Here is a 24391-nt window from a genome sequence, read left to right on the forward strand (position 1 = left end):
GCGCAGACCGCGACCTCGCCCGGTGGGCCGACGGCCCCTCCCGATGGGCTCGAACGTGCATGCGATAGGTTCGCGCGACAACGAACCATCAGCTCTCCGGGGGGACACATGCACCGCCGTTCACTGCTCAAAGGCCTGGCCGCCACCACCGTCGGCGGACCGCTGGCCACACTGGCCCTGCCCGCCACCGCGGCCCAGGCGGACGGCTCGTATCACATCGCCCTCTGCGAGCAGTTCAAGAACCAGATCCTGCTCCACGACTCGGCGGACGAGACCTGGACCCCGGCCAACCGCAAGTGGACCTGGACGCCGCCGGCGGACACGGCTGACAACCGCGCCACCTGGAGGAACCTCTCCGACATCAAGTTCCGCAGCACCACGGCGCACGGCTGGGTCGCCCTGGTCACCGCCTCGTACGGGAAGGTCGGCATCGTCGACATCGGCGACCTCAACGACCCGAACGCCCCGCTGCTCTGGCATGAGACCCCCTACGGGAATCCGCACGGGATCGAGCGGATCCCGGGCATCGGGGCCATCGTGGTCGCCTCCAGCGAGCCTGGACTCCTGACCGTCTATGCGCCGGCGCCCGGTCAGACTGACGACATGTCCACCCTGCAGAAGGCCCTCGCATTCGACTACGAGGGCGCGCACGGCGTCTGGTACGACGGGACCTTCCTCTGGGTGCTCGGCACCAAGTGGCTGATCAAGTACAGCTGGTCGGGCACCTCCTACAAGGACTTCGCGCTCAAGAACGAGCAGATGATCGCCGTCACCGGTGGTCACAGCCTGGACACCGACCTGAGTGCCTCCGACTACCTCCTGATGACCGATGGCTCCACTGTCAACCAGGTCTCCAAGTCGACCGGCAAGGTCGTTCCGTGGCACCCGACGGACTACGCACGACCGGCGAGCTATCCGGTGGTCGGTCCACACTGGATCGGGCCGATGGAGCCGCTCCCGACGATCGGGGTGAAGTCCCTCGCCCGGGTCGCCTCCGGCGAGAGCTTCTGGCTCCAGGCGATCGGTGCCACCGACCCGACCCGCCAGGGCGACTGGTGGAACGACCACATCGACTTCTTCGACGCCCAGGGCAAGCGCACGAGGTCGAAGGGGCTCGATGCAAGCTACGGGTACACGCCCCGGTTCTACCGTGCCCGGGTCTCCCAGGTCGCCTTCGCCTGAGGAATTTCGATCTCCTCGCCGCTTCGGCGCGCGCGGCCGGGACTCGGGGACTCGGGGCGCGGGAGCCGATGGCCGAGGAGGAGCGGGACGGGGCATGCGTGTGGGGCAATTCGCCGTTCGACGCGCTGAATCCCGCCCCGGCGTCGCCACTTGCAGATGTGGAACTGCAACTCGTTCGTGTGAATCCGAGTAGTGCCCGGGGCTGTCGCTGCGCGCTTGTGCTGTTCTGGTGGTCACGCAAGCGAGTACGAGGTGGACATGCAGCGAAAGTGCAGGAAGTTCGGTCTGCGCGGGGCCGTCGTCGTTCCCGTCGCCGTCGCGGTGGCGCTGCTGGGCCAGGGGCCCGCGGGCGCCTCCACCGCGGGGTGGTCGGTGCCCAGCTCGGGGACGCCCGTCGAGCCGGGCTCCTGGGTGGATCTCGGGCCCCAGTGGTACTGCCGGCAGGGCCCCTGCTCCTACGACCACGACTCCGTCTTCCGGCTGCAGGCCGTCAACGACGCCGCCTTGGGCGCCGGTACGATCCCGCACCTGGTCACGGGAAGCTCGGGGGCCACGGTGGGGACGTGTTCGCTGGACTCCCAGGCGCTCGTGTGCCGTCCCACCGGCAGCGGCACGCTGAACTCGGGCGACAGGCTCGTCCTGGACAGCACCGTGGCGGGGAGGGCCTCCAGGAGCGCCTGCACGGCGAGCTTCTACGTCGACTGGTTCGACGCGGCCGGCGTCACCCCCGACCCCACCCAGGAGGAGACCGGCCAGGTCGAGGAGTGGGACACGAGCGGCAGCTGCGGGTGACGCACTGACGGTCCGCAGCAGCACCGGCACCGCATCGGCGATGCCGAGAGACCTTGTGAGCCCCGGGCCGGGCCGTCCGTCCGTCGGGCGGCCACCGGGCCGAGCGCGTCGAGGGCACTGAGCGTCCGTCAACGACGAGGTGTGAAAAGGCCTGCAGGATCAGGCGACATGGGGGGGATCTTCGCGGCCGAGGCTCGCGAAGATCACTCCCTCACTCCTCACTCCATGCGGTCGATCACGTACCCGACACGTTCTCAGGCGTTGCAGATCCCGCGCGCGTAGTCGACCGTCGCGGCGGCCTGCGAGTACTGCCACTGCGGGGACAGGAGCTGCGCGTCCAGCTGCCCGGCGGCCGCGCGGTCCTCGACGACGTACCCGAAGTCCTGGAGCCAGGCCGGGTAGAGGTTCTTGGAGCCGATGTAGAACGCCGAGCCGTCGACCGAGACCAGCTTGTGGTGCAGGGCGTACGGGTGGCCGTCGGCCCAGGTCGCGGCCGGGGTGGCGCGGAAGCTCGCGAGCTGGAGGTTGCGGCACATGGTCGTGCGGGCCTGCGCCTGGTCGCCGAGGCGGGCGGCCAGGCGGGCCTTGAGGACGTCGCTGATCTCGTTCAGCGACTTGATCTGCGAGTAGCCGCCGCTGCCCACCGCGCCGCGGTTGGCCGGGTCGCTGACGACGATGCGCACCTTGACGCCGTCGGCCAGCTTGGCGGCGAGCAGGTCGTAGAGGCGGGCGTCGTAGTGGGGCATCGGCGGGCAGGTGCCGTTGAGGTCCTGCTGGGAGATCTCGATGTGGCTGCCGGCGGCGCCGACGAGCGCCCGCAGGGCGTTCTCCTCCGGGTTGACCGTCTCGTAGTCGCGGTCGCCGTTGGTGTTGTCGTGCAGGCCGATCGGGCCGCACTTCACGTCGGCGGGGTTCGGGAGGTCCTGCGGCCGGTAGGCCGAGGCCGGGTCGGCGTCGCGGATGCCGACGCCGAGGCCGCCGACGGCGATCACCGGGACGCCGCCGGTCGCGGGCGCGTCCTCGGCGGCCGGGTTGAGCCGCTGCTCCAGGTCGGGGGTGCACGGGGTGCCGCCGGTGGAGGCGAACCACGCGGCGGAGAACGTGCCGGTGTTGCGGCAGGTCCAGTCCCACAGGGTGTCCAGGTAGGCGCCGGCGGAGGCGGCGGCCGGGCCGTTCAGCGCGAGGTCGACGTCCGAGACCGGGTGGCCGGTGTCGAGGTAGTCCTTCTTCCAGTTGTTGATGCCGCCGGTGATGACGGTCCGTCCGTCGACGACCAGCAGCTTGGAGTGGTTCCAGGAGAAGGCCGTCTTCGACGTGGTCATCGAGGCGACTTCGAGCGTGACGGCCGATGCGGCGTCACCGAGCCTGGCCACCAGGTCGTCCCGGTACTTCGACGGGAGGGCGCCGATGTTGAGCAGCGGGGCGGCGCCGGCCAGGACCCGCACGTGCGGCCGGTTCCCGGCGGCGACGGAGGCCTTGAGGCCGGCCGCGATGGCGTCCTGGAACGCGCCGTCCGGGAAGGGCGCGAGGGTGGATATGTCGACGGTGCGGGTGGCGCGGGAGATGTTCTCGCGCATCTTGTCGAGCAGGCGGCGGGTGCCGGGCCGGTCGGCGCAGGACGGGTCGCCCCAGCAGCCTGGGGTCTGGAGCAGCCAGGCGCCGGGGTCGTCGGCCGGGGCGTCGAGCCGGTTGCCGGCGGTGCGCTGCCAGACCGTTCCGTCGAGGCCGGGCGAGACCTGACGCAGGGTCGCCTCGACGGCGTCGAGGTACGGCGTGGCGCCGGGCTGCACGGGGGCGGGCACGGGCGCGGATTCGGCGACGGCCGGGGTCGCGGTCAGGACGCCGAGGGCGGCGGTGAGCGCGAGCGCCGAGGCGGCGGTCCGGCGGAGGGAAGAGGTGGGACGGTGGCGGTGCATGTACGAGTCCTTCACGAGGGTCCGGTGATATTCACCCGGTTGACCCCGTAAAATTACCTTAAGTTAACCCTATCGAGTGTCAGGACCCCATCAAGGAACGGGTTTCGGCCACGCGCAGGACGGCGGCGCCCGTACGGGGCGCCGCCGTCCACCGCCTCACGGCACGTACGTCACCGCCGGGAAGTCGCGTGACGGCCCGTCGAGCAGGTGTCCCCCGCGGTGGCGCAGGTGCTCGTCGAAGAACGCGAGCGGGTACGCCTGCTGGATCCGTACGGCCTCGTCCGGATCGAGGGTGCCGATCACGCCCTGGAGCTGCTGCGGGCTCCAGCCGAGCAGCTTCGCCACCTGCGGGTACAGCGCCTGGCTGTCGCCGTAGGACGCGTGGAGGGCGCCCTGGGCCTGGATGTTGAGCCGCCAGCCGCGCAGGTGCTCCCAGAACTGCTCGGCGGTGGGGTCGGTGGCGCGGGTGAACTCGGCGGTCATCATCATGAACGGCCGGTCCAGGTCGCCGCTGAGTGCCGGCCGCATCTGCATCGGGCCGTCGAGGCTCAGTCCCGCTCGGATGCGCCGGTCCGCGAGCGTGGCGCAGGCGGTGGCCGTGCCGCCCTTCGACCAGCCGAACGCCCCCATGCGCTGCGGGTCGAGGGAGCCGAGCAGCCCCTTCGGCAGCTCCCGCCCGTCGACGTCGGGGTTGGAGCCGGCGGCGAGCTGTTCGGCGCAGTCGAGGAGGAAGCGCAGGTCGGCGGCGAAGTCGCCCGGGAACGTGGGCGTGTTCGGGCCGCCGCCGGGCACGGCGATCCGGCCGTCGGGGAACTCGGTGAACGAGTCGTAGGCGTGGGCGACCGTGATGACCGCGTAGCCGTGGCTCGCGAGCTCCTGGACCATGATCGTGTGGTCGCCCTGGTGGCTGTGCGCGCCGTGCGCGTACACGACGACGGGCAGCCGTCGGCCCGACCGCCGCACCGGCGCGCCCACGTGCCCCGAAGTGAGCGGCGCCAGCGCGGGATCGAGGGCGACGCCGACGTCGGCGAGGAACGCCTTCAGTGCGCCGGCCGGCATCCACGGCGCCACCGGGTACCGCTCGACGTCCCGCGCCGGGTACCAGACGGTGGCCATCAGCTCGCGGAACTTCCCCGGCCCGGCGATGGCGTCCGGGCGCGACCGGTCGACGAGGTGCAACGGCACCTGGCCCACCGGATGCGGCCCGGTGGGCTCGGGCAGCGTGAGCCGCCCCGGGGTTCCAGCCGTCGGGGCCGGTGCCGCCCACGCGGGGCCGGCGACGGCGACGGAGGCGAGCGGCACGGCGGCCCCGGCGGCCAGCGCGGCGCCCAGCATGCGGCGGCGCGACAGGCCGACCGGCTCGGTGAACTGCGTGGTGGTCACGAATCCTCCCCGTGGTGACGGATCGTCAGTCGTGCCGCGACGGAGAGTCCGTGGGCACGGGAGGAACGCTGTCACGCACCCTTCCGGTGCGGCATCGGCCCACGGATTGATCACCGGGGCGGGCATGGGCCCACGGGTTTACACCCGTGGGCCGATGCGGGCACGGAGGCTACGGCGCCGTCACCGCCTCCCGGTCGGCGAGCAGCTCGGAGGCGACGACGGGGTCGAGCTCGCCGAGGAGCAGCGGGTCCGGGAGGCGGACCGTCGCGTCATCGGGCAGGTCGAACCCGGCGTCCTCGACGTCCGCGATCGCCCGGACCTCCTTCTTCAGCGCGCCGAGTCGCTTGCGCTCGGCCGGGGCCAGCTCCTGGTCGTCCCGGACGCCCGGGGCGGGCAGGTCCTTGAGCCGTCTGCCGGCCTTGTCCAGCACGTACGGGCGCAACTCCTCGTCGAAGCCGGCGGTGAAGCGGCGCGGGCCGTGGTCGACGACCGTCGTGCCGTCCGCGTCCGCGTCCGCGTCCGAGCCCGAGGTCCGGCACGGGCCGGTCGGAGAGCCGGTCGCCGGTGAGGCCCAGGTCTGCGACCCGCCTACCCCTCGCGCTCCTTCTCCGCGACCAGCTTCCCGAACTGCGCCAGCGCCGCCTCGGCCGAGCCCAGCTCCTTGACCTGCGCGCGCCCCTCCGTGCCGATCCGGCCGTGGCGCACGCGCACCGAGGCGCCCTCGACCGCTGCCTCCCAGGACTTCGCGGATCCGTCCGCCACGAATTCCCGGCGCCGCACAGCTCCTCCTCCGCCTTCCACGACCCCCACCGGCCCGCTCGGTGATCACCGAGGGGAGCGCCAGCGGTACCCATGGACCATCGAGCCGGTCTCCGGCCCAGGTCAGCGCGGGGGAGCGAGGTACCGGCGGCCGGGTATCTGCTCGAAGATCAGGTTGGTCCGGGTCTGGGCCACCGCCGGGTGCGTGGTCAGGTGGTCGACGACGAAGTCGCGCAGCGCCTCCGGGCCGGCCACGCCGACGTGCAGCAGGTAGTCGTCGGAGCCGGCCATGTGGAACACGGCCAGGACGCCGGGCAGGTCGGGCGCGGTGTTGCGGAAGCTCTCGTTCTGCTCGCGGGTGTGGGCGCGCAGGCGCACCGAGATCATCGCCTGGAGCGGCAGCCCGATGGCCGCCGGGTCGACCTCGGCGCGGAAGGCGCGGATGATGCCGCGCTCCTGCAGCGCCCGGACCCGGGCCAGGCAGGTGGAGGGGGCGATGCCCACCGCCTCGGCCAGGGCGTTGTTCGGGATGCGGGCGTTGTCGGCCAGGGCGCGGATGATCGCCCGGTCCACGTCGTCCACGGAGGTCCGGGGGGCCTGCGGATTGTTCGGCATGCCCGCCAGGATGGCAGCCGTTTCCGAAGAATCGCAAACATGATCCGGTTCCGGACGAATTTCCTGCGGAGGAGCTTCTCAAAGGCGCCGGGAAGTTCCATCCTTGGGCCCGCGGGCGACGTCGCCCGCACCCCACACCCTCACCGACCACCCCGGAGCGCCCCCGCATGAGCCCGACCGCCACGTTCAGCGCCGGCACCGCTGGAACCGCCGGAACCGCCGTCGACCCCGGCCCGGAGCTGGACGTCGCCGAGTTCGTGCTCCCCGTGGACGGTCTGGACGAGGCGCAGCGCCAGCACGCGCTGGACACGGTCGACGAGTACCTGTCGCGCAAGCGCAAGCACCTGGTCGGCTACCAGGCCACCCAGGACATGCAGGGCACCGCGCTGGACCTGGCCCGGTTCATGCCGAACAACATCAACAACCTCGGCGACCCGTTCCAGAGCGGCGGCTACAAGCCCAACACCAAGGTCGTCGAGCGCGCCGTGCTCGACTACTACGCCCGGCTGTGGAACGCCGAGCGCCCGCACGACCCCGCCGACCCCGAGTCGTACTGGGGCTACATGCTGTCGATGGGCTCGACCGAGGGCAACATGTACGCGCTCTGGAACGCCCGCGACTACCTGAGCGGCAAGGCGCTGATCCAGCCGCCGGCGGCCCCGTTCGACGCGCTGCGCTACGTCAGCGCCGCGCCCGACCGCCGCAACCCCAACGCCCACCGCCCGGTGGCGTTCTACTCCGAGGACACCCACTACTCCTTCGCCAAGGCGGTGTGCGTCCTCGGCGTCGAGACGTTCCACGCCGTCGGCCTGGAGAAGTACGCGGACGAGTGCCCGCTGGTCGACCCGGTCACCGGGCGCCGCGAGTGGCCCACCGAGGTGCCCTCCCGGCCCGGCCCGTCCGGCCTCCCGTGGGACGGCACCGGCGAGATCGACGTCGACGCACTCGCCGTCCTGGTCGAGTTCTTCGCGGCGAAGGGCCACCCGGTCTTCGTCAACCTGAACCTCGGCAGCACCTTCAAGGGCGCGCACGACGACGTCCGCGCGGTGTGCGAGCGCCTGCTGCCGATCTTCGAGCGCCACGGCCTGGTCCAGCGCGAGGTGGTCTACGGCACCGACCCCGCCACCGGAGAGCCCCTGGTCGACGTGCGCCGCGGCTTCTGGATCCACGTGGACGGTGCCCTCGGCGCCGGCTACGCGCCCTTCATGCGGCTCGCCGCGACCGACCAGCAGTACGGCTGGACGCCCGAGGTCGAGCTGCCCGAGTTCGACTTCGGCCTGACCCTGCCCACCGCGGAGCACGGCGACGTCGACATGGTCTCCTCGATCGCCATGAGCGGCCACAAGTGGCCCGGCGCGCCCTGGCCCTGCGGCATCTACATGACGAAGGTGAAGTACCAGATCTGCCCGCCGTCCCAGCCCGACTACATAGGCGCGCCGGACACCACCTTCGCCGGCTCCCGCAACGGCTTCTCGCCGCTGATCCTCTGGGACCACCTCTCCCGCCACTCCTACCAGGACCAGGTGGACCGCATCCGCCGCGCCCAGGAGCTCGCCGGCTACCTGGAGCGCCGCCTGCGCGCCCTGGACGCGGCCCTGGGCGTCGACCTCTGGACGGCCCGCACCCCCGGCGCCGTCACCGTGCGCTTCCGCCGGCCGAGCGCCGACCTGGTGGCGAAGTGGTCGCTGTCCTCGCAGGACGTCGTGATGGTCCCCGGCGACGAGTCCACCCGCCGCAGCTACGTGCACGTCTTCGTGATGCCCTCGGTCGACCGGGCCAAGCTGGACGCCCTCCTCGACGAGCTCGCCCACGACCCGGAGTACCGCGCGCAGGCCGTCTGACGGCCCGGACCGGGGCATGCGCCCCGGTGCCGGACCCTGCTTGCGGGTGCTCCCCGGCGATCCGGTACGGTCACGGCCTCACGTCTGTTCAGTTCCGGTGACGGTCCGTGAAGACCGCCACCGGGGGAGCGGTGAGGCCCCACCCGCACCGTGCACCACACCACTAGGGAGCTTCCTCGTGCACCAACCCCTGCGCCGGAGTCTTCCGGCTGCCCTCGCCGCGCTCGGCATAGCCGTCGGCACCCCGCTGCTCACCGCCGGCACCGCGCACGCCCAGGGCGAGTACGCCTGTGGCGACGTCAACGTGCTCTACTCGGTGGACGGCGGCAAGTCCTGGGCCGACGAGGGCCGGATGAAGCAGCCCCACGGCGTCGTCCAGGTCCGCCTCGTCGGCGACATCACCGAGGGCTGCGACTACGAGGTCTCGCTGGCCTCGTACGACACCGAGGGCCCGACCTGGGCCACCTCGGGCAAGCAGACCTTCCTCGGCTGGGCGACCACCACGCTCAACAAGGGCCACCGTCAGGCGACCCTGGACGTCAGCGCGCACATGCCGAAGTGCTTCGGCCAGATCGACCTGTACAACAACGACCAGAAGTTCGACGGGGTCGCCAACCCGCTGCCGAAGTACCCGAACGGCATCTTCCCGAACGACCTGATCACGGCCTGGAACGGCGGCAAGGCCTGCACGCCGACCCCGACCCCGACCGGCACGCCGACCTCCACGGGGACACCGACCCCGACCGGCACGCCGACCTCCTCGGCCTCGCCCACGGGTACCCCCACCCAGCACCCGACCGGGACGCCCACGGCGACGACGACTCCGTCGACCAGCGCCTCGCCCTCGGCCTCCACCAGCACCAAGCCGTCGGCACCGGCCACCACCGGCACCCCGTCGGCCTCCCCGGCCGTGCCGGCCCCGTCCGCTCCGTCCGACAGCGCCGACACCACCGGCCCGACCGGCAAGCCGAGCGCCAAGCCGGTCTCGACCAAGCCCGCGCCGGTCCTGGCCAGCACGGGTGGCAACAGCAGCCAGATGATCGCCTACGGCGCCGGTGGCGCCGCGCTGCTCGCCGTCGGTGGCGGCGCGCTGGTGATCGCCCGTCGCCGCGGTTCCCGCAGCTGACGTTCCGTCACTTCACGCACGACCCGGACGCCCGCGCTCCTCGGAGCGCGGGCGTCCGGCTGTTCGTTCACCCCTGGACGGTCCGGAAGCGGCGCCGGTACTCCGTCGGCGTCGTGTCCAGCCGGCGCCGGAACGCCCGCACGAGCGTGTCCGTGGTGCCGAACCCGCAGGTGGACGCGATGCGTTCGAGTGTCTCGTCGGTGGTCTCCAGCCGGTTGCGGGCCCGCTCGACGCGGGCCGACTCGACGTAGGCGCTCGGGGTCGTGCCGAGCTCGGTCTTGAAGATCCGGGTCAACTGCCGCTCCCCGACGTGGGCGTGGGCGGCGAGGTCGGCCACGGTGAGCGGCGCCGTGAGGTTCGCGGTGATGTGGTGGCGCAGGTCCTCGATCCGCCGGGTCGTCGAGAGCGGTTCGAGCGGGACGCTGAACTGGCTCTGCCCGCTCGGGCGCTTGAGGTACATCACGAGCTGCCGCGCGACCCGCAGCGCCAGCTCCTCGCCGAAGTCGTCGGCCACGAGCGCGAGCGACAGGTCCAGGCAGGCGCTGATGCCCGCGCCGGTCCAGACGTCGCCCTCGCGGATGAAGATCGGGTCCGCGTCGACCTCGATCTCCGGGTACTCGGCGGCGAGTTGGCCCGCCGTGGACCAGTGCGTGGTGGCCCGCCGGCCGTCCAGCAGCCCGGCCGCCGCCAGGATGTGCGCGCCGACGCAGACGGAGGCGACCCGCCGGGCGCGGGCGGCCAGTTCCTTCACCCGGGCGACGACGGCCGGATCGGTGACGGCCTTGACCCGGCGCTCGCCGTCGACCTCGACCGCGCCGGGCACGAGGAGGGTGTCGATCGCCCGCCCGGCCGCCTCGTCGAAGGTGAGGTCGGGCAGGACGCGTACCCCGGCGGCGGTGGTGACCGGAGTGGCCGTCTCGGCGGCGAGCACGACGCGGTAGCCGGTGGCGTCGTCCGTCTCGCGCCGCACGAGCGAGAACACCTCGGGCGGCCCGGTGACGTCGAGCAGGTCGACGCCCTCGAACAGGACGATGACGATGAGTCGTTCGGCGGGGGCCACGGCCTCTCCCGGGTTCGATGATGTCGGAGTCGGTGATGTCGGTTTCTGCATGTTAGACGGCATTGCCGACGTGCGGGGTCCCGCATAGCGTTGTCGTCGCAGGTCACCGCGGTGACCGACATCCCTTTTGAACCGACCCGAGGCGGTACACCCATGTCCACGACCACCCTGCGCGCCCTCAACGACCTCGACGAGACGCCCGCGTCGCTCGCCGCCGCGACGCTGATCATGGTCGACTACCAGAACACCTACACCCGCGGCGTGATGGAGCTCGACGGCTGGCAGGCCGCGCTGGACGCCGGCGCCGCGCTCCTCGCCCGGGCCCGGGAGGCCGGGGCGACGGTGATCCACGTCGTCAACGACGGCGGCGAGGGCACCCCGTACGACGTCCGGGCCGAGATCGGGCGGATCCACCCGGCGGTGGCCCCGGTCGAGGGCGAGGCCGTCGTGGTCAAGCAGGTCCCGGACGCGTTCGTCGGCACCGACCTCGGCGAGCGCGTGGACGCGGCCGGGAACGAGGATGTCGTCGTGGCCGGCTTCATGACGCACATGTGCGTGGCCTTCACGACGGCCGGCGCCTTCCTGCGTGGCAACCGGCCGACCGTCGTCGCCGACGCGTGCGCGACGCGGGCCCTGCCGCTGGGTGGTGTTGAACTGCCCGCCGTACAGATCCACGACGGCGCGCTCGCGACGATCGCCGACCTGTACGGCGTGGTGGTGCCGTCGCACGCGTCGCTTGTCTGAGCCCGGCCCGCGGGGTGCCGGCCCTCCGGCACCCCGCGAGCGACTTCACGCCCGGAGGCCGTAGTTGTGCTCGACGTCCAGGTCGACGGTCCCGAGGGCCGCCGCCCGTGGTGAAGCTGCGCGCCTCGCTGTCGTCGAACCGCTGCCAGGGGCGCCCGGTGGTGGCGAAGCGCGTCCAGTCGCGGGTCACGCGGTCGGCGCGGCATCCTGCCGGCTCGTTGCCGACGGCGTGCGGAGGCCATTGTGGGTTGGTCCCGCAGAGACTTCTACGCCCTCGCAGCGCAATGCGAGGTCCTTGACGCCGAGGGTCTGCTGCCCGGGCGCTGGGGACGGCCGCCGGCGCGCGAGCTGCTGACCTTCGCACTCGGCCCGACGGCTGCCGCGTCCTCCTGCGAGGCGACATCGTCCCGGTCTGCCGACCGAGAGCACCGGCCCGCCGAGTCGTGAAGTTCCCGAGTCGTGCCGAACACCGTTTCTCCCCAGGGCAACTCGGCTACGCTGGCGGCGATCCGGCTCGAGATCGAGCGATGGGGGACGCACCCATGCCGTACGAGACCGGCACGAGGGTCAGGCTGACCGGGGATACGCAGGTCACCGCAGGTGACGCGGCTACCAGGATCGGCGTCCCCGGCCCGCTGTTCCTCGCCGAGGGCCTGGCGGGAACCGTCATGAGCTCGACCACGGAGGCGGGCGGTGCCGGCCAGGACCACCTCGCGAGCTTCGATCGGCACATGCGCGGCCACCGGCTCGACGGCTTCGCGGCGAGCCTCGTCGAGGACCTCCGCCAGAAGGTCGCCCGGGTGGGAGCGTACGACGCCGGATCCGGCGCTCGGACCACCTACCGGGTGCGCTTCGACAACGGATTCGTCCTCGACGGTCTTGAGGAAGGCCGGCTGGCCCAAGCCTGAGCACCCGCCACCTCACCACCACCGAGGAGATCCATGGCCGACACCGTCACCTCACTGACCGCCCGCGTGCACGATCTGACGGTGGCGGTCATGACCCACGGCCTCGCCCCACGGGGCGTCGACGTCACCGCGGGCCTCCACGACGTCGTCGCGCGCGCCACGGCGCTCGGCCCCGACGGCAGGTGGCTCGTCGCGTCGGGGCACTCGGGCCTCGGTGGTCTGGCCATCGCGCAGGGGCAGGTGGACCAGGGCCTCTTCCACTTCGACGCCGCCGTGGCGAACGGGTTCAACGACTGCGTGGCGTTCCACATGCCGCTCGTGCGCCCGCTGCACCACGATCCCCGGTTCAGGGCCCTGTACGAGCGGATGCGGGTCACCCCGGCCGACCTCGACGAGTTCCTCTGGCTGCACCGGGAGATGCAGATCGCGGCGAGGGAGGCCCAACAAGCGACCGTCGACAACATCGGCCGCCTCGACACCGGGGTCTCGCTGCTCCCGCAGGCCCCCATGCCGACCCGCGAGCCGAACACCCCCGGCGTGCTGATCACCCGCCTCGACCTCGCCGCCACGCAGACGGCACTCCGGCAGGCCGCCGTGAAGGCGGACTTCCAGCGCAGCGCCGGCAACGTCAGCCTCGGTCTCATCGACGACTCGTGGGACCACACCCGCGCCAGGAATGACGCCTGGTACGCCGACGATCTGGACACCCGACGCCAACAGGCCGCCGAGGCCCGGGCCTTCGTCGAACGCCCCGGCATCGGCACGATGCTCATCCCCTGCCCACCGCTGGGCTCGATCGTCTACCCGTCCTGACGAAGGACAGGCCTGTGCGCAGGAAGTCGGCCAGGCCGACTTCCTGCGCAGGGCAACCGGCTCCCGCTGTGCTCGAAGTGCCGCGGTCGGTGGGTGATCAACCAAGTCCGCGACCCAAAGCGGAGATTGGGCCGCCCCGTCCGGAGGGCGGCCCGGGGGAGCGGCTCAGCCGAGCGGGCGGCAGAGCAGCGCGTCCGGCACGCCGTACTGAAGCCGGCGCCACGTCATCGCGACGCCCGCGACGTACTCGCCGGCCGCGCACTGGCCCTTGTAGGAGCCCGGGGCCCAGTCGCTGGCCGCCGAGTCGGAACCGGTCGACGCCGGCGGCCTGTTGTCGCCGTGGTCGAACCACAGGACGCGTCCGGTGGTCGGGAGCGGGCCGGCGGCCGGTGCGCACAGCAGGGCCGACATCGCGTTGCTGCGGACGCTGTAGCCGACGGCGAAGTCCCCGTCCGGGCACTGGAGCTTGTTGTAGCCCGAGGCCCAGTCGCCGCCCGTGACGTAGCGTTCGTCGGTCACCACGATCCAGTCGCCCGCCCCGGTGCCGGGTCGCCCGGTGTCCGTGCAGAGCCCGCGACCCGAACCGCGGCCGAGGCCGATCAGCCGCTGTCCGTCCGGGCAGTCGCCCTTGCGGTTTCCGCTGCTCCAGTCCGGCAGGGCGAGCATGTGCCGGGAGACGTTCCGGTCGGCGTGGTCGAGGTCGAGCATGTTCCAGTGCGGCGCGTCCGGCACCCGGCCGGTGTACGAGGGGGCGGTGACCAGCCGGTTCCAGTCGTCGGCGCGCCAGTCGCCCGGGTCCTCCATGCTCAGCCGCCGCCCGGCCGCGTCGTAGTGCAGCAGTGCCCAGCTGTCCTGCGGTACACCGTTGTCGTGCCAGCCGACGAGCGGCCACACGGCGAAGTCGGCGTCGCGGGCGGCGAGGAGCGCGGTGAAGGCGTCGAACCAGGCGTGTTCCTTGGCGTCGGTCGAGCCGCGCCCGCCCGCGCCGAACTCGCTGATCCACACCGGCGCGGTGAAGTGCTGACCGGTCCGGGTGACGAAGAGCGCCTCGTCGTCCACGGCCGCGGCGAGCTGCTCGGGAGTGAAGTCCTGGTAGCGCGGGTCGCTCGTGGCGCCGGGGCCGCTGCCCGCGCCGGTGTTGGCCGGGCCGGTGTAGGCGTAGAAGTGCGCCGAGTAGACCAGCTTGCCGGAGTCGACGAGGGTGTTGGAGAGGGTGGCGACCGGTGTGAGCATCGGCCGGCCGTGCGGCAGGCCCGCCAGCGGGATGCCCTGCCAGTTGATGCCCTCCATGATGATCAGCAGGTCCGGGTCGGCCTGGAGGATCCGGTTGCCCGCCTCCTCGAAGGCGGCGTACTCGTCGTGGGCGTCGCCCATGCCCCAGTTGGGGTCGTCCCAGGTGTCCCGCCGCACCTCGTTGCGCAGATCCGCGCCGACGACGCGCTTGTTGTCGCGGTAGCGGTTCGCCATGAACAGCCAGTCGTCCTCCCACTGCTGGGTCGACTGGCTGCTGTTCCACCGCTCGTTGCCGTCCAGCCCGCAGCAGAACCGGTACGTGGTCGTGTGGTTGTTCAGGACGACGGCGAACCCGTCGGCCGTGAGGGCGGCCACCACGGCGTCGTACACCTGGAGCGGAGTGCTGCCGCGCAGTTGCGGGTTGGCCGCGACGGCGGCGTCCGGGACGGCCGTGCCGTCGTGGATCATCGCGTTCGCGAACGGCAGTCGCACGCTGTTCAGCCCGAGGCCGTGGAAGTCCGCCAGGATGTCCGCCAGGGGCGCCCGGTCGAGGCCGAGCGGGATGTCGTGCGAGACCTGCCCGGCCTGGTTGTCCGCCGGGTCGTTCGGGTCCCCACCGCCCTCCCAAGTGCCCTGTGCTCCGGACCAGTTGCCCGACATCAGCTTGAACCGGTTCCCGCCGGCGTCGACGACGTACCGCCCCCGGGTGCTCAGCGGCCCCGTCCAGGAGGCGGACAACTGGGCCCCGGTGAGCGCAGCGGGCGCGGTCGCCGCCTGGGCCGAAGCGGCCGGCGGTGGGGCAACGGTCAATGCGCAGAGGGTCGTTGCGAGCGACAGCAGACGTATCGCGAGTCTTCTCATGGCGATCCCGACGTGTGAGGGCGGCGGACCGCTCCCTGACGGCCCTCCACCTCAATTCCCGCGCTTGTGCCGGTCATGCCATGCGTCCTCCTCACCTCGTGCACGCGGTGTCCCCGGTGCCCCCTACGATGTCGGCCATGAATGCACCGGGGGCGGAGAGACGCCTCATCGACGGCCGGTTCGAACTGCTCCAGCAGCTCGGCGGTGGCGGCATGGGCCTGGTCTGGCGGGCGCGCGACACCGCCCTGGAACGCGAGGTCGTCCTCAAGGAGGTCCGGCCGCCGGACCCGGCCGTGGCCGCCGCCGATCCGGCCGCCGCGCGCGAGCTGCGCGAGCGCGTCCTGCGCGAGGCGCGGGCGCTCGCGCGCCTCCAGCACCCCAACGTCGTGGTCATCCACCACATCGTCGACACCCCCGAACACCCGCACCCCTGGCTCGTCATGGAGCTCGTCTCCGGCGGCAGCCTCGCCGACCGCCTCGGCCACGGCCCGCTCGGCGTCGCCGAGGCCGCGCGGATCGGCCGCGGCGTGCTCTCCGCGCTGCGCGCCGCCCACGCCGTCGGCATCCAGCACCGCGACGTCAAGCCCGGCAACGTCCTGCTGCGCCCCGACGGCACCCCGGTGCTCGCCGACTTCGGCATCGCCGCGATCCAGGACGCCACCGCCCTCACCGCGACCGGCGCGCTCATAGGCTCGCCCGAGTACATCGCACCCGAACGCCTCCGCGGCCAGGAGGGCAACCCCTCCTCCGACCTGTGGTCGCTCGGCATGATGCTGTACGTCTCCCTGGAGGGCTACCACCCGCTGCGCCGCGCGAGCACCCTCGCGACCCTCGCCGCCGTCCTCGACGAACCGCTCCCGCCCCCGCACCGGGCCGGCCCGCTCGGCCCTCTGCTGTCCGCCGTGCTCGCCAAGGACCCGGCGGTGCGCCCGGACGCCGAGCAGTTCGACCGCATGCTCGCGGCGGCCGAGCACGACGGCGCGACGCCCCCGCCGGTGACGGTGCGGACGACGAACCTGCGGCCCGGGCCGCCGCCGACGCCGCCGATGGACGCCGTCCCGTCGGGCCCGGTCACGGCTCCGACCCCGGCCCCGCAGCCGTCGCGGCGCAGTCTCGCGCCCTTCGCCGTGGCGGCCGTCGTCGTCCTCGGGATCGGCTACGGCGGCCTGAACTGGTACATGCACCAGGGCGGCAGCACCGCCGCCCCCTCGGCCACGGTCACGGCCGGCACGACGGTCTCCACGGGTACCGGCGCCATGCCCGCCGTCACCCTGCCCTCCGGGCTCGCGCTGCCGTCCGTCGCCCCCGAGACGCCCGCCGCCAAGGTGGACCTCCTCACCCCCGACGGCGTCCGGAAGGTGGTGGCCGCCCTGCACTCGTTCGCGCCGAACGGCATGGTCTGGGAGTTGACCATCTACCCCGAGTACGCGATCGCCAGGGTCCCCGTCGCGTCCGAGCCCAAGGGCTACGACCGGATCGTGTACCGCGACGGCAAGTTCGCCAAGCAGGCCGTCGCCGGGAGTGGCTCGATCATGCCCACCGACAAGCTCTTCGATCTCGGCCAGTACAACTGGGACCTGCTCCCCGGCCTCCTGAAGAAGGCCCAGGACAGCGTCAACGTCCCCCAGCCCACGTCGCGTTACGTGGTCGTCGAACCCGACATCCTGGACCAGGCCCCGGCCCTCCTGGTCTACCTCAGCGACGAGTACGGTGACGGCTACCTGGAGACCGACCCCAAGGGCAACGTCATCCGCACCAACCCCAAGGGCTCCTGACCCCGTCGGCGAGCGCCGGGGCGGTCAGAGGTTGGTGAGCTGGTCGCCCTTGGCGTCCTGGAGGACGTGGTCCACGCACACGGCGAGGACGAGCAGGAGGAGTGCGTCCTGCGGGTGGAGGACGTCGACGGCGTAGGCGTCGCGGATCGTGAACCAGCGGCGGGAGATGTGCGCGAGGGTGGTTCCCTCGTGCTGGATGTCGAACTCGCGGTCCCACAGGTTGCCCGCTATCCGCAGGCGCCGGCCGTCGGCGAGGCGCACCTTGAAACGGTCGCCGAACAGGGCGAACATCTTCTTGCTGATCTTGGCCGTCACCGCGCCGTCCTGCTTGATGAGCAGGGTGTGGTGGATCGTGAAGGCCTTGCGGACGATGCCCGCGACGTGCTCGCCGCGGGTGTCGACCAGGGCGAAGGTCCGCCGCAGCCGGAAGAACTTCCGGTTGACGCGGTAGAGCTTCTCCCGGTGCTCGGTCTCGATCCAGGCCTCCTCGTGGAAGGCGAACATGCGGTCGCGGACCAGGTAGCGCATCTGGCGGATCCCCCCGTGCTGTGATCGTGTCCGCCGGCCCTGCGGCGCGGCGCGCACAGAGCGTAGCGGCGATCGGTGCGGGGGGACCCCGTGGGGTGGGGGGCTTTACCGGTCGAAGAGGTTCGGCTGGGAGTTGATCCCCTGCCCGTCGATGTCCGCCCCCCACTGGTCCACGCCTTCTGCGCCGGTGCAGTAGCCGACGCCCTCCACATGGCCGCCGGCCGCGTGGCACTGTTCGGCGGTGACGTCGCGGTGGGCGGCCGAGGCGGAGGCGGCGGTGCCGGTGACGAGGAGGACGGCGGTCGCGACGGTCAGGGCCGCGCGGCGGAGTGGTGAAGTGCGCATGTGGCCAACCACAGCACGGCCCTGGGGGCGCGGCGAATCCGGTGCGTCCGTTCCGCTGAAGAGCCGGTCGGAGGTCCGCTGAAGGCCGGGTGGTTCAGGCGCGCCGGGGCTGGCGCGGCAGCGGGAGGGTGAGCGCCTCGCGGGAGCCGGGAGGGAGGGCGAGCGCGGAGACGGTCTCGGCGGGCAGGTCGCGCAGACCGAGCATCGCGGTGGCGAGGTGGGTGGTGGCGCGGTGCCAGTCGGGGATGCGCTGGAGCATGGCGTGCCCGCTGCCGGTGACGGTGTAGCCGCAGACGCGGGCGCCGGCGGCGCGGCCGCGGGCGGCGAAGGCGAGGGTGTCGGCGGGCGGGGTGACGGTGTCGCGGTCCCCGTGGAGCATCAGCACGTCGCGCCCGGCCAGGTGCTCGCAGGGCTCCCCGGCCGGGCACCAGGGGGCGAGCGCGACGATCCCGGTGACGTTCGGGTGGCCGCCCGCGCGCAGCGCCGCCCGGCCGCCCATCGAGTGCCCGACCAGGACGGTCGGCACGCCGCCGAGCTCCTCGCGGAGCTCGTCGAGGGCGGCGAGCGCGTCCCGGGCGGCGTCGGCGCGCTCGTCGTTCCAGCCGCGGTGGCGGTAGCGGACGGTGCCGATGGCGATCTCGGCCCCGGCGGTGCCGCGGCGCAGCGCGCGGAGGAAGCCGTGCATGCGCAGCAGTGGCAGGTTGAGGCGGCCGGGCCGGGCGAGGTTGCGTTCCTCGCCGCCGTGGAGCACGAGGACGGCGGCGCCGGGCCGCTGGGGCCGGACGCGCCAGTGCAGGGCCCGGTGCCCGTCGGGCCGTGGTCCGGTGGGGGCGGCCGCCCGGCCGGCGGTGTCGTCCCCGGCGCTCGTCCTGATCGTCCCGCTCACTCCCGTGTCCTCCCCAGCCCCCCCGCGCCCTTCGTCCGTGGACCGCCAACTGTACGCGCGATCACGCGCCCGGTCGCGGGTGCGTCCTGGGCGGGCCCGGTTCACCCGGGGGGATCAAGCCGGACGGGCGGGGCGCGCGGGCCGGGCCGGGCGCTGCTATCCACGAAGGGTGGGGGATCCGGAACGAGAAGGGGCCGCTCCGCGCCGCTCGTGGCGCCGCGTCCCCGAGTGGAGGACTCCGTGGTTCAGCAGCTCGCCCTCTCCGTGGACTTCGGTTCCGGCTTCACCCAGGCCTGGTCCAAGATCGTGAAGGTCGTCCCGCAGTTCATCGCCTTCCTGGTGATCCTGCTCATCGGCTGGATCGTGGCGAAGGCCATCGCCAAGGTGCTCGACCGAGTGCTGCGCCGGCTCGGGTCCGAGCGGGTCGCCGAGCGGGCCGGGATGGCCCGCTACCTGAGCGGCTCCAGCTACGACATGACGGGCATCGTCTGCAAGATCGTCTACTACGCGGTCCTGCTGATGGCCCTGCAGCTCGCGTTCGGGGTCTTCGGCCCCAACCCGATCAGCGTGATGATCCACAGCATCGTCGCGTGGCTGCCCAAGGGCATCGTCGCGGTCGTGATCGTCGTCGTCGCGATGGCCATCGCCAACGCGGTGCGCGACATCGTGGGCAACGCGCTCTCCGGCGCCGCGTACGGCCGGACGGTCGCCACGATCGCCTGGGCGTTCATCGTCGGGCTCGGCGTGATCGCCGCGCTCGGCCAGGCCGGCATCGCCACCACGGTCACCGGCCCGGTGCTGATCGCGACCCTCGCGACGATCGCCGGTGTGCTGGTGGTGGGCGTCGGCGGCGGCCTGATCATGCCGATGCGCCAGCGCTGGGAGCGCTGGCTGGACGGCGCCGAGCGGGAGAGCGCCAAGCTGCGCGGCAGCGCCTACCAGGCCGGCCGCTCGGACGCGCTGGCCAACCAGCCGGTGCGCCCGGCCACCGGGACCGGGCCGCGCGGCCCGGGCATCGACCCCGGGCGGGAGCTGTAGTCAGGCCGGCAGGAGCCCCTGCTCGCGCACCAGCCAGCAGATCGCGGTGAGCCGCCCGACGGCGAAGTCGTAGCCGACCGGCTCCCGCCAGCCGATCTCGGCGAGCGCGTCGAGGAAGCCGAGCGCGTAGTCCGACAGTTCCTCGCGGTCCAGGGGCCGGGGCAGCAGCTCCGGCCCCTGCGCGTACAGCAGTTCGCGCAGCTCGGCGGCGTGCTGGTCGACCGACGCGACGAAGCCGGGCTCGAACGCGAACTCGGCCAGCCGCGGCGTGAAGGCGGCGACGATGCCCGGCAGCGGGCAGCCGGCCGGCTCGTCGGGGGAGCGGCCGAAGGACTCGTCGAAGGTGGCGAACATCCGTCCACGGTAGGGGAACCGGGGGCCGGGCACGGAGGCTCGTGACGGTTCCGTGCTGAGACCTTGGCCACGCCGGGGACACCCTGTGCTTTGGCCGGTTCTGTCGCGTGACCGGCGGGCCGTCCGTACCAGAATGGCCGGTATGGATCTTCGCATCTTCACCGAGCCCCAGCAGGGCGCCAGCTACGAGACGTTGCTGACGGTCGCCCGCACCGCCGAGGACCTGGGCGCGTTCAGCGCCTTCTTCCGCTCCGACCACTACCTGAAGATGGGCGGGGTGGACGGCCTGCCCGGCCCCACCGACGCCTGGATCACCCTGGCCGGCCTCGCCCGCGACACCCGCACGATCCGCCTGGGCACGCTGATGACCGCCGCCACCTTCCGGCTGCCCGGCGTCACCGCGATCCAGGTCGCCCAGGTCGACGCGATGAGCGGCGGCCGGGTCGAGTTCGGCCTCGGTGCCGGCTGGTACGAGGCCGAGCACACCGCGTACGGCATCCCCTTCCCGAAGGAGAGGTTCGGGCGGCTGGAGGAGCAGCTGGCGATCATCACCGGGCTGTGGAACACCAAGCTCGGCGACACCTTCGACTTCGCGGGCGAGTACTACACCCTCGCCGACTCGCCCGCGCTGCCCAAGCCCGCGCAGGAGCGCGTCCCGGTGCTCGTCGGCGGCCACGGCCCGAAGCGCACCCCGGCGCTGGCCGCGCGCTTCGCGGACGAGTTCAACCTGCCGTTCGCCTCGGTCGAGGACACCGCGGCGCAGTTCGGCCGGGTGTGCACCGCCGTCGAGCAGGCGGGCCGCAAGGCCGACGACCTCGTGTACTCGGCGGCGCTGGTCGCCTGCGTCGGCCGCGACGACGCCGAGGTGGCCCGGCGGGCCGCCGCCATCGGCCGGGAGGTCGGCGAGCTGAAGGAGAACGGCCTGGCCGGCACCCCGGCGGAGGTCGCGGAGAAGATCGGCCGGTACGCCGCCGTCGGCACGCAGCGGATCTACCTCCAGATCCTCGACCTGCACGATCTCGACCACCTGGAGCTCATCGCGGGCGCCGTCGCCCCGCAGCTGGGCTGACCGTCCACGCGGCACCCGGCCTGACCACGCCTCTTTACTCCCTCTTGGCAATGCGCGATGCTCCAGAGGGAGAAACGGCAAGGGGAGGCCAGGTGACCAGGACGCGAACGGTGGAGGCGGCGGCGCCTCCGGTGCCGCCGCCCCGACACGCCCCCGGAGCGCTGCGCCCGCACGGGCTGCACGACCTGCGGCGCGCCCCCGTCCCTGCGGCGCTGCACTACCCGGCGGGCGACCTCCTGGTCGTCTCGGGCCTGCCCGGCAGCGGCAAGAGCACCCTCATGCGGCACAGCGTCCGCGCCGCGCTGATCGACTCCCAGCAGGTCCGCGAGGAGTACGCGGCCCGCCTGCCCGTCGGCCTCCCCTACGCGCTCTACCGCCCGGTCGTCCGGCTCGCCCACTACCGGCGGCTGCGCCGGGCCGTGCTCGACGGCGGGCCGCTCGCGGTGCACGACTGCGGTGCGCTGCCCTGGGTGCGCTCCTGGCTGAGCGCCGCCGCCGGGCGGCAGGGGCGGCAGGTGCACCTTCTGCTCCTCGACGCCGACGCCGACGGCGCGCTCGACGGCCAGCGGCTCCGCGGGCGGACCGTCTCCCGCTACGCCTTCGCGCGGCACCGCGCCGCCGCCCGCCGCCTCTACGACGTCCTGGCCGGCTCGGGGGAGCCGCCGGCCGGGTGTGCGTCGGCCGTGGTACTCGACCGGGCCGCCGCGCGCGCCCTGCGGGAGATCGACTTCGTGGCGTCGTAGTCTCGGCGAGTCCGCGCGCGGCCGCCCCGGCCGTCCCAGCCGACGCCCCGTCATTCCACCCCGCCAGGAGCGCAGATGCGCCGTTCCTCCCGGGTGCGCTCGCGTGCCCTCCGCCTGTTCCCCTGCGCCGCCGCGCTCGTCGCGGCGGCCGGCCTCGGCCAGCTCGGGGCCCCCGCCCGGCACGCCGTCCCGGTGGCTGCCTCCGCCCCCGCCGCCGTGTGCGACGGTACGGATGCCGCCGCCCGCCGCCCCGCCGGGGGCGAGAGCGGGCAGGACCCGAACTCCGTCACCTCCGTCCGCGCCCGGGCCATGGACGACGACCTCCGCTCGCGCCTCTCCGGACACGTCAACGCGCACGCCCTCGGCGGCACCACGACGACGGTCCCGGTCTACGTCCACGTGATCCACTCCGGCGACGCCGGCCGCCTGTCCGACGCCACCGTCGCCGCCCAGATCGACCACCTCAACGCCACCTACGGCGGCCAGGGGCAGGGCAACACCCCGACCGGCTTCCGGTTCGCGCTCGCCGGAACCGATCACACCGACAACGCCGGCTGGTACAAGGGCATGACGCCCGGCTCCCGCGCCGAGCGCGACATGAAGGAGCACCTGCGCAAGGGCGACGCCGGCACCCTCAACCTCTACACCGCCAGGCTCGGCCAGTCCCTGCTCGGCTGGGCGACCTTCCCCGACGCCTACCGCTCCGACCCGACCGACGACGGCGTCGTGGTGCTCGACGCCTCCCTGCCCGGCGGCTCGGCCACCGACTACAACGAGGGCAACACCGCCACCCACGAGACCGGCCACTGGCTCGGCCTCTTCCACACCTTCCAGGGCGGCTGCCTGACGCCCGGCGACTACGTCGACGACACCCCGCCCGAGCGCAGCCCCGGCTACGGCTGCCCCGAGGGCCGGCACACCTGCACCGGGCCCGGCCTCGACCCGATCCACAACTTCATGGACTACAGCTACGACTCCTGCATGACCCAGTTCACCCCGGGCCAGGTCCAGCGGATGGCCAACTCGTGGACCGCGTACCGGAGCTGAAGCCCAGCCCGACTCACTCGAAAGGAGCAGTGCCATGACCACCATCCCCCGGATCGTCGTCGGCGTGGACGGATCGCCCGCCTCCGAGCAGGCCCTGCAATGGGCCCTCGACTACGCGCGGGCCGTCGGCGGCAGCGTCCACGCGATCACCGCCTGGGAGTACCCCGCGTTCTACGGCTGGGGCGGCACGGGCGTGCCCGACGGGTTCAACCCCGAGGACCTCGCCGGGCAGACCCTCGCGGAGTCCGTCGCCAAGGTGGCCGGGGACGCCCCCGGCGTCCCGGTCAACCAGAGCGTCATGCCGGGCAACGCCGCCGGCGCACTGCTGCAGGCGGCCCACGGCGCCGCGCTCCTCGTCGTCGGCAGCCGCGGCCTCGGCGGCTTCTCGGGGGTGCTGCTCGGCTCCGTCAGCCGGCACCTCACCGAGCACGCGCCCTGCCCGATCGTCGTCGTCCGGGAGGGACAGGTGGCCGTCCCCGGCGAGTGACCGCAGCCGCACCGGGCCGCCGCGCGGGGCAGGATGGAGTCATGCCAGAAGGTGACTCCGTCTACCGCGCGGCGGCCCGGCTGCGCGACACGCTCGCCGGCGCGCAGCTCGCCACCGCCGACCTGCGCGTCCCCGCGCACGCCACCGCCGCGCTCGCCGGCCGCTGGGTCCTGGAGGTCGCCCCGCGCGGCAAGCACCTCCTCACCCGCCTCGAAGGCGGCCTCACCCTCCACACCCACCTGCGCATGGACGGCCGCTGGGAGACCTACCGCCCCGGCGAGCGCTGGGCCGGCGGCCCCGCCTGGCAGATCCGTGCCGTCCTCGCCACCGAACGCGGCACCGCCGTCGGCTACCGGCTGCCCGTCGTCGAACTGCTGCGCACCGGCGACGAGGAACGCGCCGTCGGCCACCTCGGTCCCGACCTCCTCGGCGCCGACTGGGACCCGGTCGAGGCCGTCCGCCGGCTGCTCGCGCACCCCGGGCGCCCCCTCGCCGAGGCCCTCCTCGACCAGCGCAACCTCGCCGGCATCGGCAACGTGTACGCCAACGAGCTCAGCTACCTCGCCGGCGTCACCCCGTGGACCCCGGTCGGCGAACTGCGCAGCCCCGACCGGCTCGTCGGGCGCGCCCGCGAACTCCTCGACGCCAACAAGCTGCGCCCCGGCCACGTCACCACCGGTGACACCCGCCGCGGCCACCAGCACTGGGTCTACGGCCGGGCCGGCCGCCCGTGCCCCCGCTGCGGCACCCTCGTCCTGACCGCCCGCCAGGGCATCCCGCCGCAGGACCGCGTGGCCTACTGGTGCCCGTACTGCCAGCGCGGCCCCGCGCCGGAGGCCCGCAGCGCCGGGCCGCGCACGGCGGGGCGGCGGCTGCCCTCCTGAGC

25 protein-coding genes are annotated in these 24391 nt (G+C 73.1%); 14 read left to right on the forward strand and 11 right to left on the reverse strand.

Annotated features, from left to right (window positions below):
• The first annotated feature begins 108 nt into the window (after positions 1–108).
• Entirely contained in the window at positions 109–1182 is a 1074-nt protein-coding gene (locus AB0C76_RS29195) for a hypothetical protein (protein WP_359971301.1), read from the forward strand.
• Between the two features lie 258 nt (positions 1183–1440).
• Positions 1441–1974 carry a hypothetical protein gene (locus AB0C76_RS29200; RefSeq protein ID WP_359971303.1) on the forward strand — a complete coding sequence of 178 codons (534 nt, stop codon included), beginning with the start codon at positions 1441–1443 and terminating at the stop codon, positions 1972–1974.
• A 254-nt stretch (positions 1975–2228) separates the two neighbouring features.
• Here AB0C76_RS29200 and AB0C76_RS29205 read toward each other — a convergent pair whose 3' ends face one another.
• The 5 genes from AB0C76_RS29205 to AB0C76_RS29225 form a co-directional block, all read right to left on the reverse strand.
• Positions 2229–3890 carry a phospholipase D-like domain-containing protein gene (locus AB0C76_RS29205; protein WP_359971305.1) on the reverse strand — a complete coding sequence of 554 codons (1662 nt, stop codon included), beginning with the start codon at positions 3888–3890 and terminating at the stop codon, positions 2229–2231.
• A gap of 156 nt (positions 3891–4046) precedes the next feature.
• Positions 4047–5273 carry an acetylhydrolase gene (locus AB0C76_RS29210; RefSeq protein WP_359971307.1) on the reverse strand — a complete coding sequence of 409 codons (1227 nt, stop codon included), beginning with the start codon at positions 5271–5273 and terminating at the stop codon, positions 4047–4049.
• Between the two features lie 169 nt (positions 5274–5442).
• Entirely contained in the window at positions 5443–5703 is a 261-nt protein-coding gene (locus AB0C76_RS29215) for a hypothetical protein (RefSeq protein ID WP_359971309.1), read from the reverse strand.
• Positions 5704–5861: 158 nt separating this feature from the next.
• Positions 5862–6053 (reverse strand): WGR domain-containing protein, encoded by a 192-nt coding sequence (locus tag AB0C76_RS29220; protein ID WP_359971311.1) that lies wholly within the window; start codon positions 6051–6053, stop codon positions 5862–5864.
• 102 nt (positions 6054–6155) lie between these two features.
• Positions 6156–6647: an Lrp/AsnC family transcriptional regulator gene (locus tag AB0C76_RS29225; protein ID WP_359971313.1), complete on the reverse strand. Its 492-nt coding sequence runs from the start codon at positions 6645–6647 to the stop codon at positions 6156–6158.
• Between the two features lie 167 nt (positions 6648–6814).
• Here AB0C76_RS29225 and AB0C76_RS29230 point away from each other — a divergent pair, with 167 nt between their 5' ends.
• On the forward strand, positions 6815–8488 hold the full coding sequence (locus AB0C76_RS29230; protein WP_359971315.1) for a histidine decarboxylase: 1674 nt from the start codon (positions 6815–6817) through the stop codon (positions 8486–8488).
• 178 nt (positions 8489–8666) lie between these two features.
• Positions 8667–9614, forward strand: a complete 948-nt coding sequence (locus AB0C76_RS29235; protein WP_359971317.1) for a hypothetical protein — start codon at positions 8667–8669, stop codon at positions 9612–9614.
• 67 nt (positions 9615–9681) lie between these two features.
• Here AB0C76_RS29235 and AB0C76_RS29240 read toward each other — a convergent pair whose 3' ends face one another.
• Positions 9682–10674, reverse strand: coding sequence for a DJ-1/PfpI family protein (locus AB0C76_RS29240; RefSeq protein WP_359971319.1), 993 nt, complete (start codon positions 10672–10674; stop codon positions 9682–9684).
• Positions 10675–10827: 153 nt separating this feature from the next.
• On the opposite strand from AB0C76_RS29240, the gene AB0C76_RS29245 reads away from it, so the two are divergent.
• From AB0C76_RS29245 to AB0C76_RS29255, 3 genes are all read left to right on the forward strand, one after another.
• On the forward strand, positions 10828–11418 hold the full coding sequence (locus tag AB0C76_RS29245; protein WP_359971321.1) for an isochorismatase family protein: 591 nt from the start codon (positions 10828–10830) through the stop codon (positions 11416–11418).
• A gap of 542 nt (positions 11419–11960) precedes the next feature.
• Positions 11961–12326 carry a hypothetical protein gene (locus AB0C76_RS29250; RefSeq protein ID WP_359971322.1) on the forward strand — a complete coding sequence of 122 codons (366 nt, stop codon included), beginning with the start codon at positions 11961–11963 and terminating at the stop codon, positions 12324–12326.
• A gap of 33 nt (positions 12327–12359) precedes the next feature.
• Positions 12360–13139, forward strand: coding sequence for a hypothetical protein (locus tag AB0C76_RS29255; RefSeq protein ID WP_359971324.1), 780 nt, complete (start codon positions 12360–12362; stop codon positions 13137–13139).
• Between the two features lie 165 nt (positions 13140–13304).
• Here the strand turns inward: AB0C76_RS29255 and AB0C76_RS29260 are convergent, their stop codons facing one another.
• The gene (locus AB0C76_RS29260) at positions 13305–15233 is read right to left on the reverse strand and encodes a cellulase family glycosylhydrolase (RefSeq protein WP_359971326.1); all 1929 of its coding nucleotides are present in this window, start codon (positions 15231–15233) and stop codon (positions 13305–13307) included.
• Positions 15234–15370: 137 nt separating this feature from the next.
• Here AB0C76_RS29260 and AB0C76_RS29265 point away from each other — a divergent pair, with 137 nt between their 5' ends.
• The gene (locus AB0C76_RS29265) at positions 15371–17008 is read left to right on the forward strand and encodes a protein kinase (RefSeq protein WP_359971328.1); all 1638 of its coding nucleotides are present in this window, start codon (positions 15371–15373) and stop codon (positions 17006–17008) included.
• 24 nt (positions 17009–17032) lie between these two features.
• Here AB0C76_RS29265 and AB0C76_RS29270 read toward each other — a convergent pair whose 3' ends face one another.
• The 3 genes from AB0C76_RS29270 to AB0C76_RS29280 form a co-directional block, all read right to left on the reverse strand.
• The gene (locus AB0C76_RS29270; protein WP_359971330.1) at positions 17033–17536 is read right to left on the reverse strand and encodes an LURP-one-related family protein; all 504 of its coding nucleotides are present in this window, start codon (positions 17534–17536) and stop codon (positions 17033–17035) included.
• Between the two features lie 105 nt (positions 17537–17641).
• Entirely contained in the window at positions 17642–17881 is a 240-nt protein-coding gene (locus AB0C76_RS29275) for a hypothetical protein (RefSeq protein ID WP_359971332.1), read from the reverse strand.
• Between the two features lie 94 nt (positions 17882–17975).
• On the reverse strand, positions 17976–18767 hold the full coding sequence (locus AB0C76_RS29280) for an alpha/beta fold hydrolase (RefSeq protein ID WP_359971334.1): 792 nt from the start codon (positions 18765–18767) through the stop codon (positions 17976–17978).
• Positions 18768–19007: 240 nt separating this feature from the next.
• On the opposite strand from AB0C76_RS29280, the gene AB0C76_RS29285 reads away from it, so the two are divergent.
• A complete protein-coding gene (locus tag AB0C76_RS29285) occupies positions 19008–19805 on the forward strand; it encodes a hypothetical protein (protein ID WP_359971335.1) in 798 nt (265 codons plus the stop codon).
• Here AB0C76_RS29285 and AB0C76_RS29290 read toward each other — a convergent pair whose 3' ends face one another.
• Positions 19806–20159 (reverse strand): DUF6401 family natural product biosynthesis protein, encoded by a 354-nt coding sequence (locus tag AB0C76_RS29290; RefSeq protein ID WP_359971337.1) that lies wholly within the window; start codon positions 20157–20159, stop codon positions 19806–19808.
• 142 nt (positions 20160–20301) lie between these two features.
• Here AB0C76_RS29290 and AB0C76_RS29295 point away from each other — a divergent pair, with 142 nt between their 5' ends.
• The 5 genes from AB0C76_RS29295 (at position 20302) to AB0C76_RS29315 (ending at position 24389) form a co-directional block, all read left to right on the forward strand.
• Positions 20302–21228, forward strand: coding sequence for an LLM class F420-dependent oxidoreductase (locus AB0C76_RS29295; RefSeq protein WP_359971338.1), 927 nt, complete (start codon positions 20302–20304; stop codon positions 21226–21228).
• Between the two features lie 92 nt (positions 21229–21320).
• The gene (locus AB0C76_RS29300) at positions 21321–21971 is read left to right on the forward strand and encodes an AAA family ATPase (RefSeq protein ID WP_359971340.1); all 651 of its coding nucleotides are present in this window, start codon (positions 21321–21323) and stop codon (positions 21969–21971) included.
• Positions 21972–22046: 75 nt separating this feature from the next.
• Complete coding sequence (locus tag AB0C76_RS29305; protein WP_359971342.1) at positions 22047–23018, forward strand: zinc metalloprotease; 972 nt, start codon at positions 22047–22049, stop codon at positions 23016–23018.
• Positions 23019–23052: 34 nt separating this feature from the next.
• Complete coding sequence (locus AB0C76_RS29310) at positions 23053–23505, forward strand: universal stress protein (protein ID WP_359971344.1); 453 nt, start codon at positions 23053–23055, stop codon at positions 23503–23505.
• Between the two features lie 41 nt (positions 23506–23546).
• On the forward strand, positions 23547–24389 hold the full coding sequence (locus tag AB0C76_RS29315; RefSeq protein ID WP_359971346.1) for a DNA-formamidopyrimidine glycosylase family protein: 843 nt from the start codon (positions 23547–23549) through the stop codon (positions 24387–24389).
• Positions 24390–24391: the final 2 nt, after the last annotated feature.

It is taken from the genome of Kitasatospora sp. NPDC048722 (assembly GCF_040650235.1).
Taxonomy (GTDB): Bacteria; Actinomycetota; Actinomycetes; order Streptomycetales; family Streptomycetaceae; genus Kitasatospora.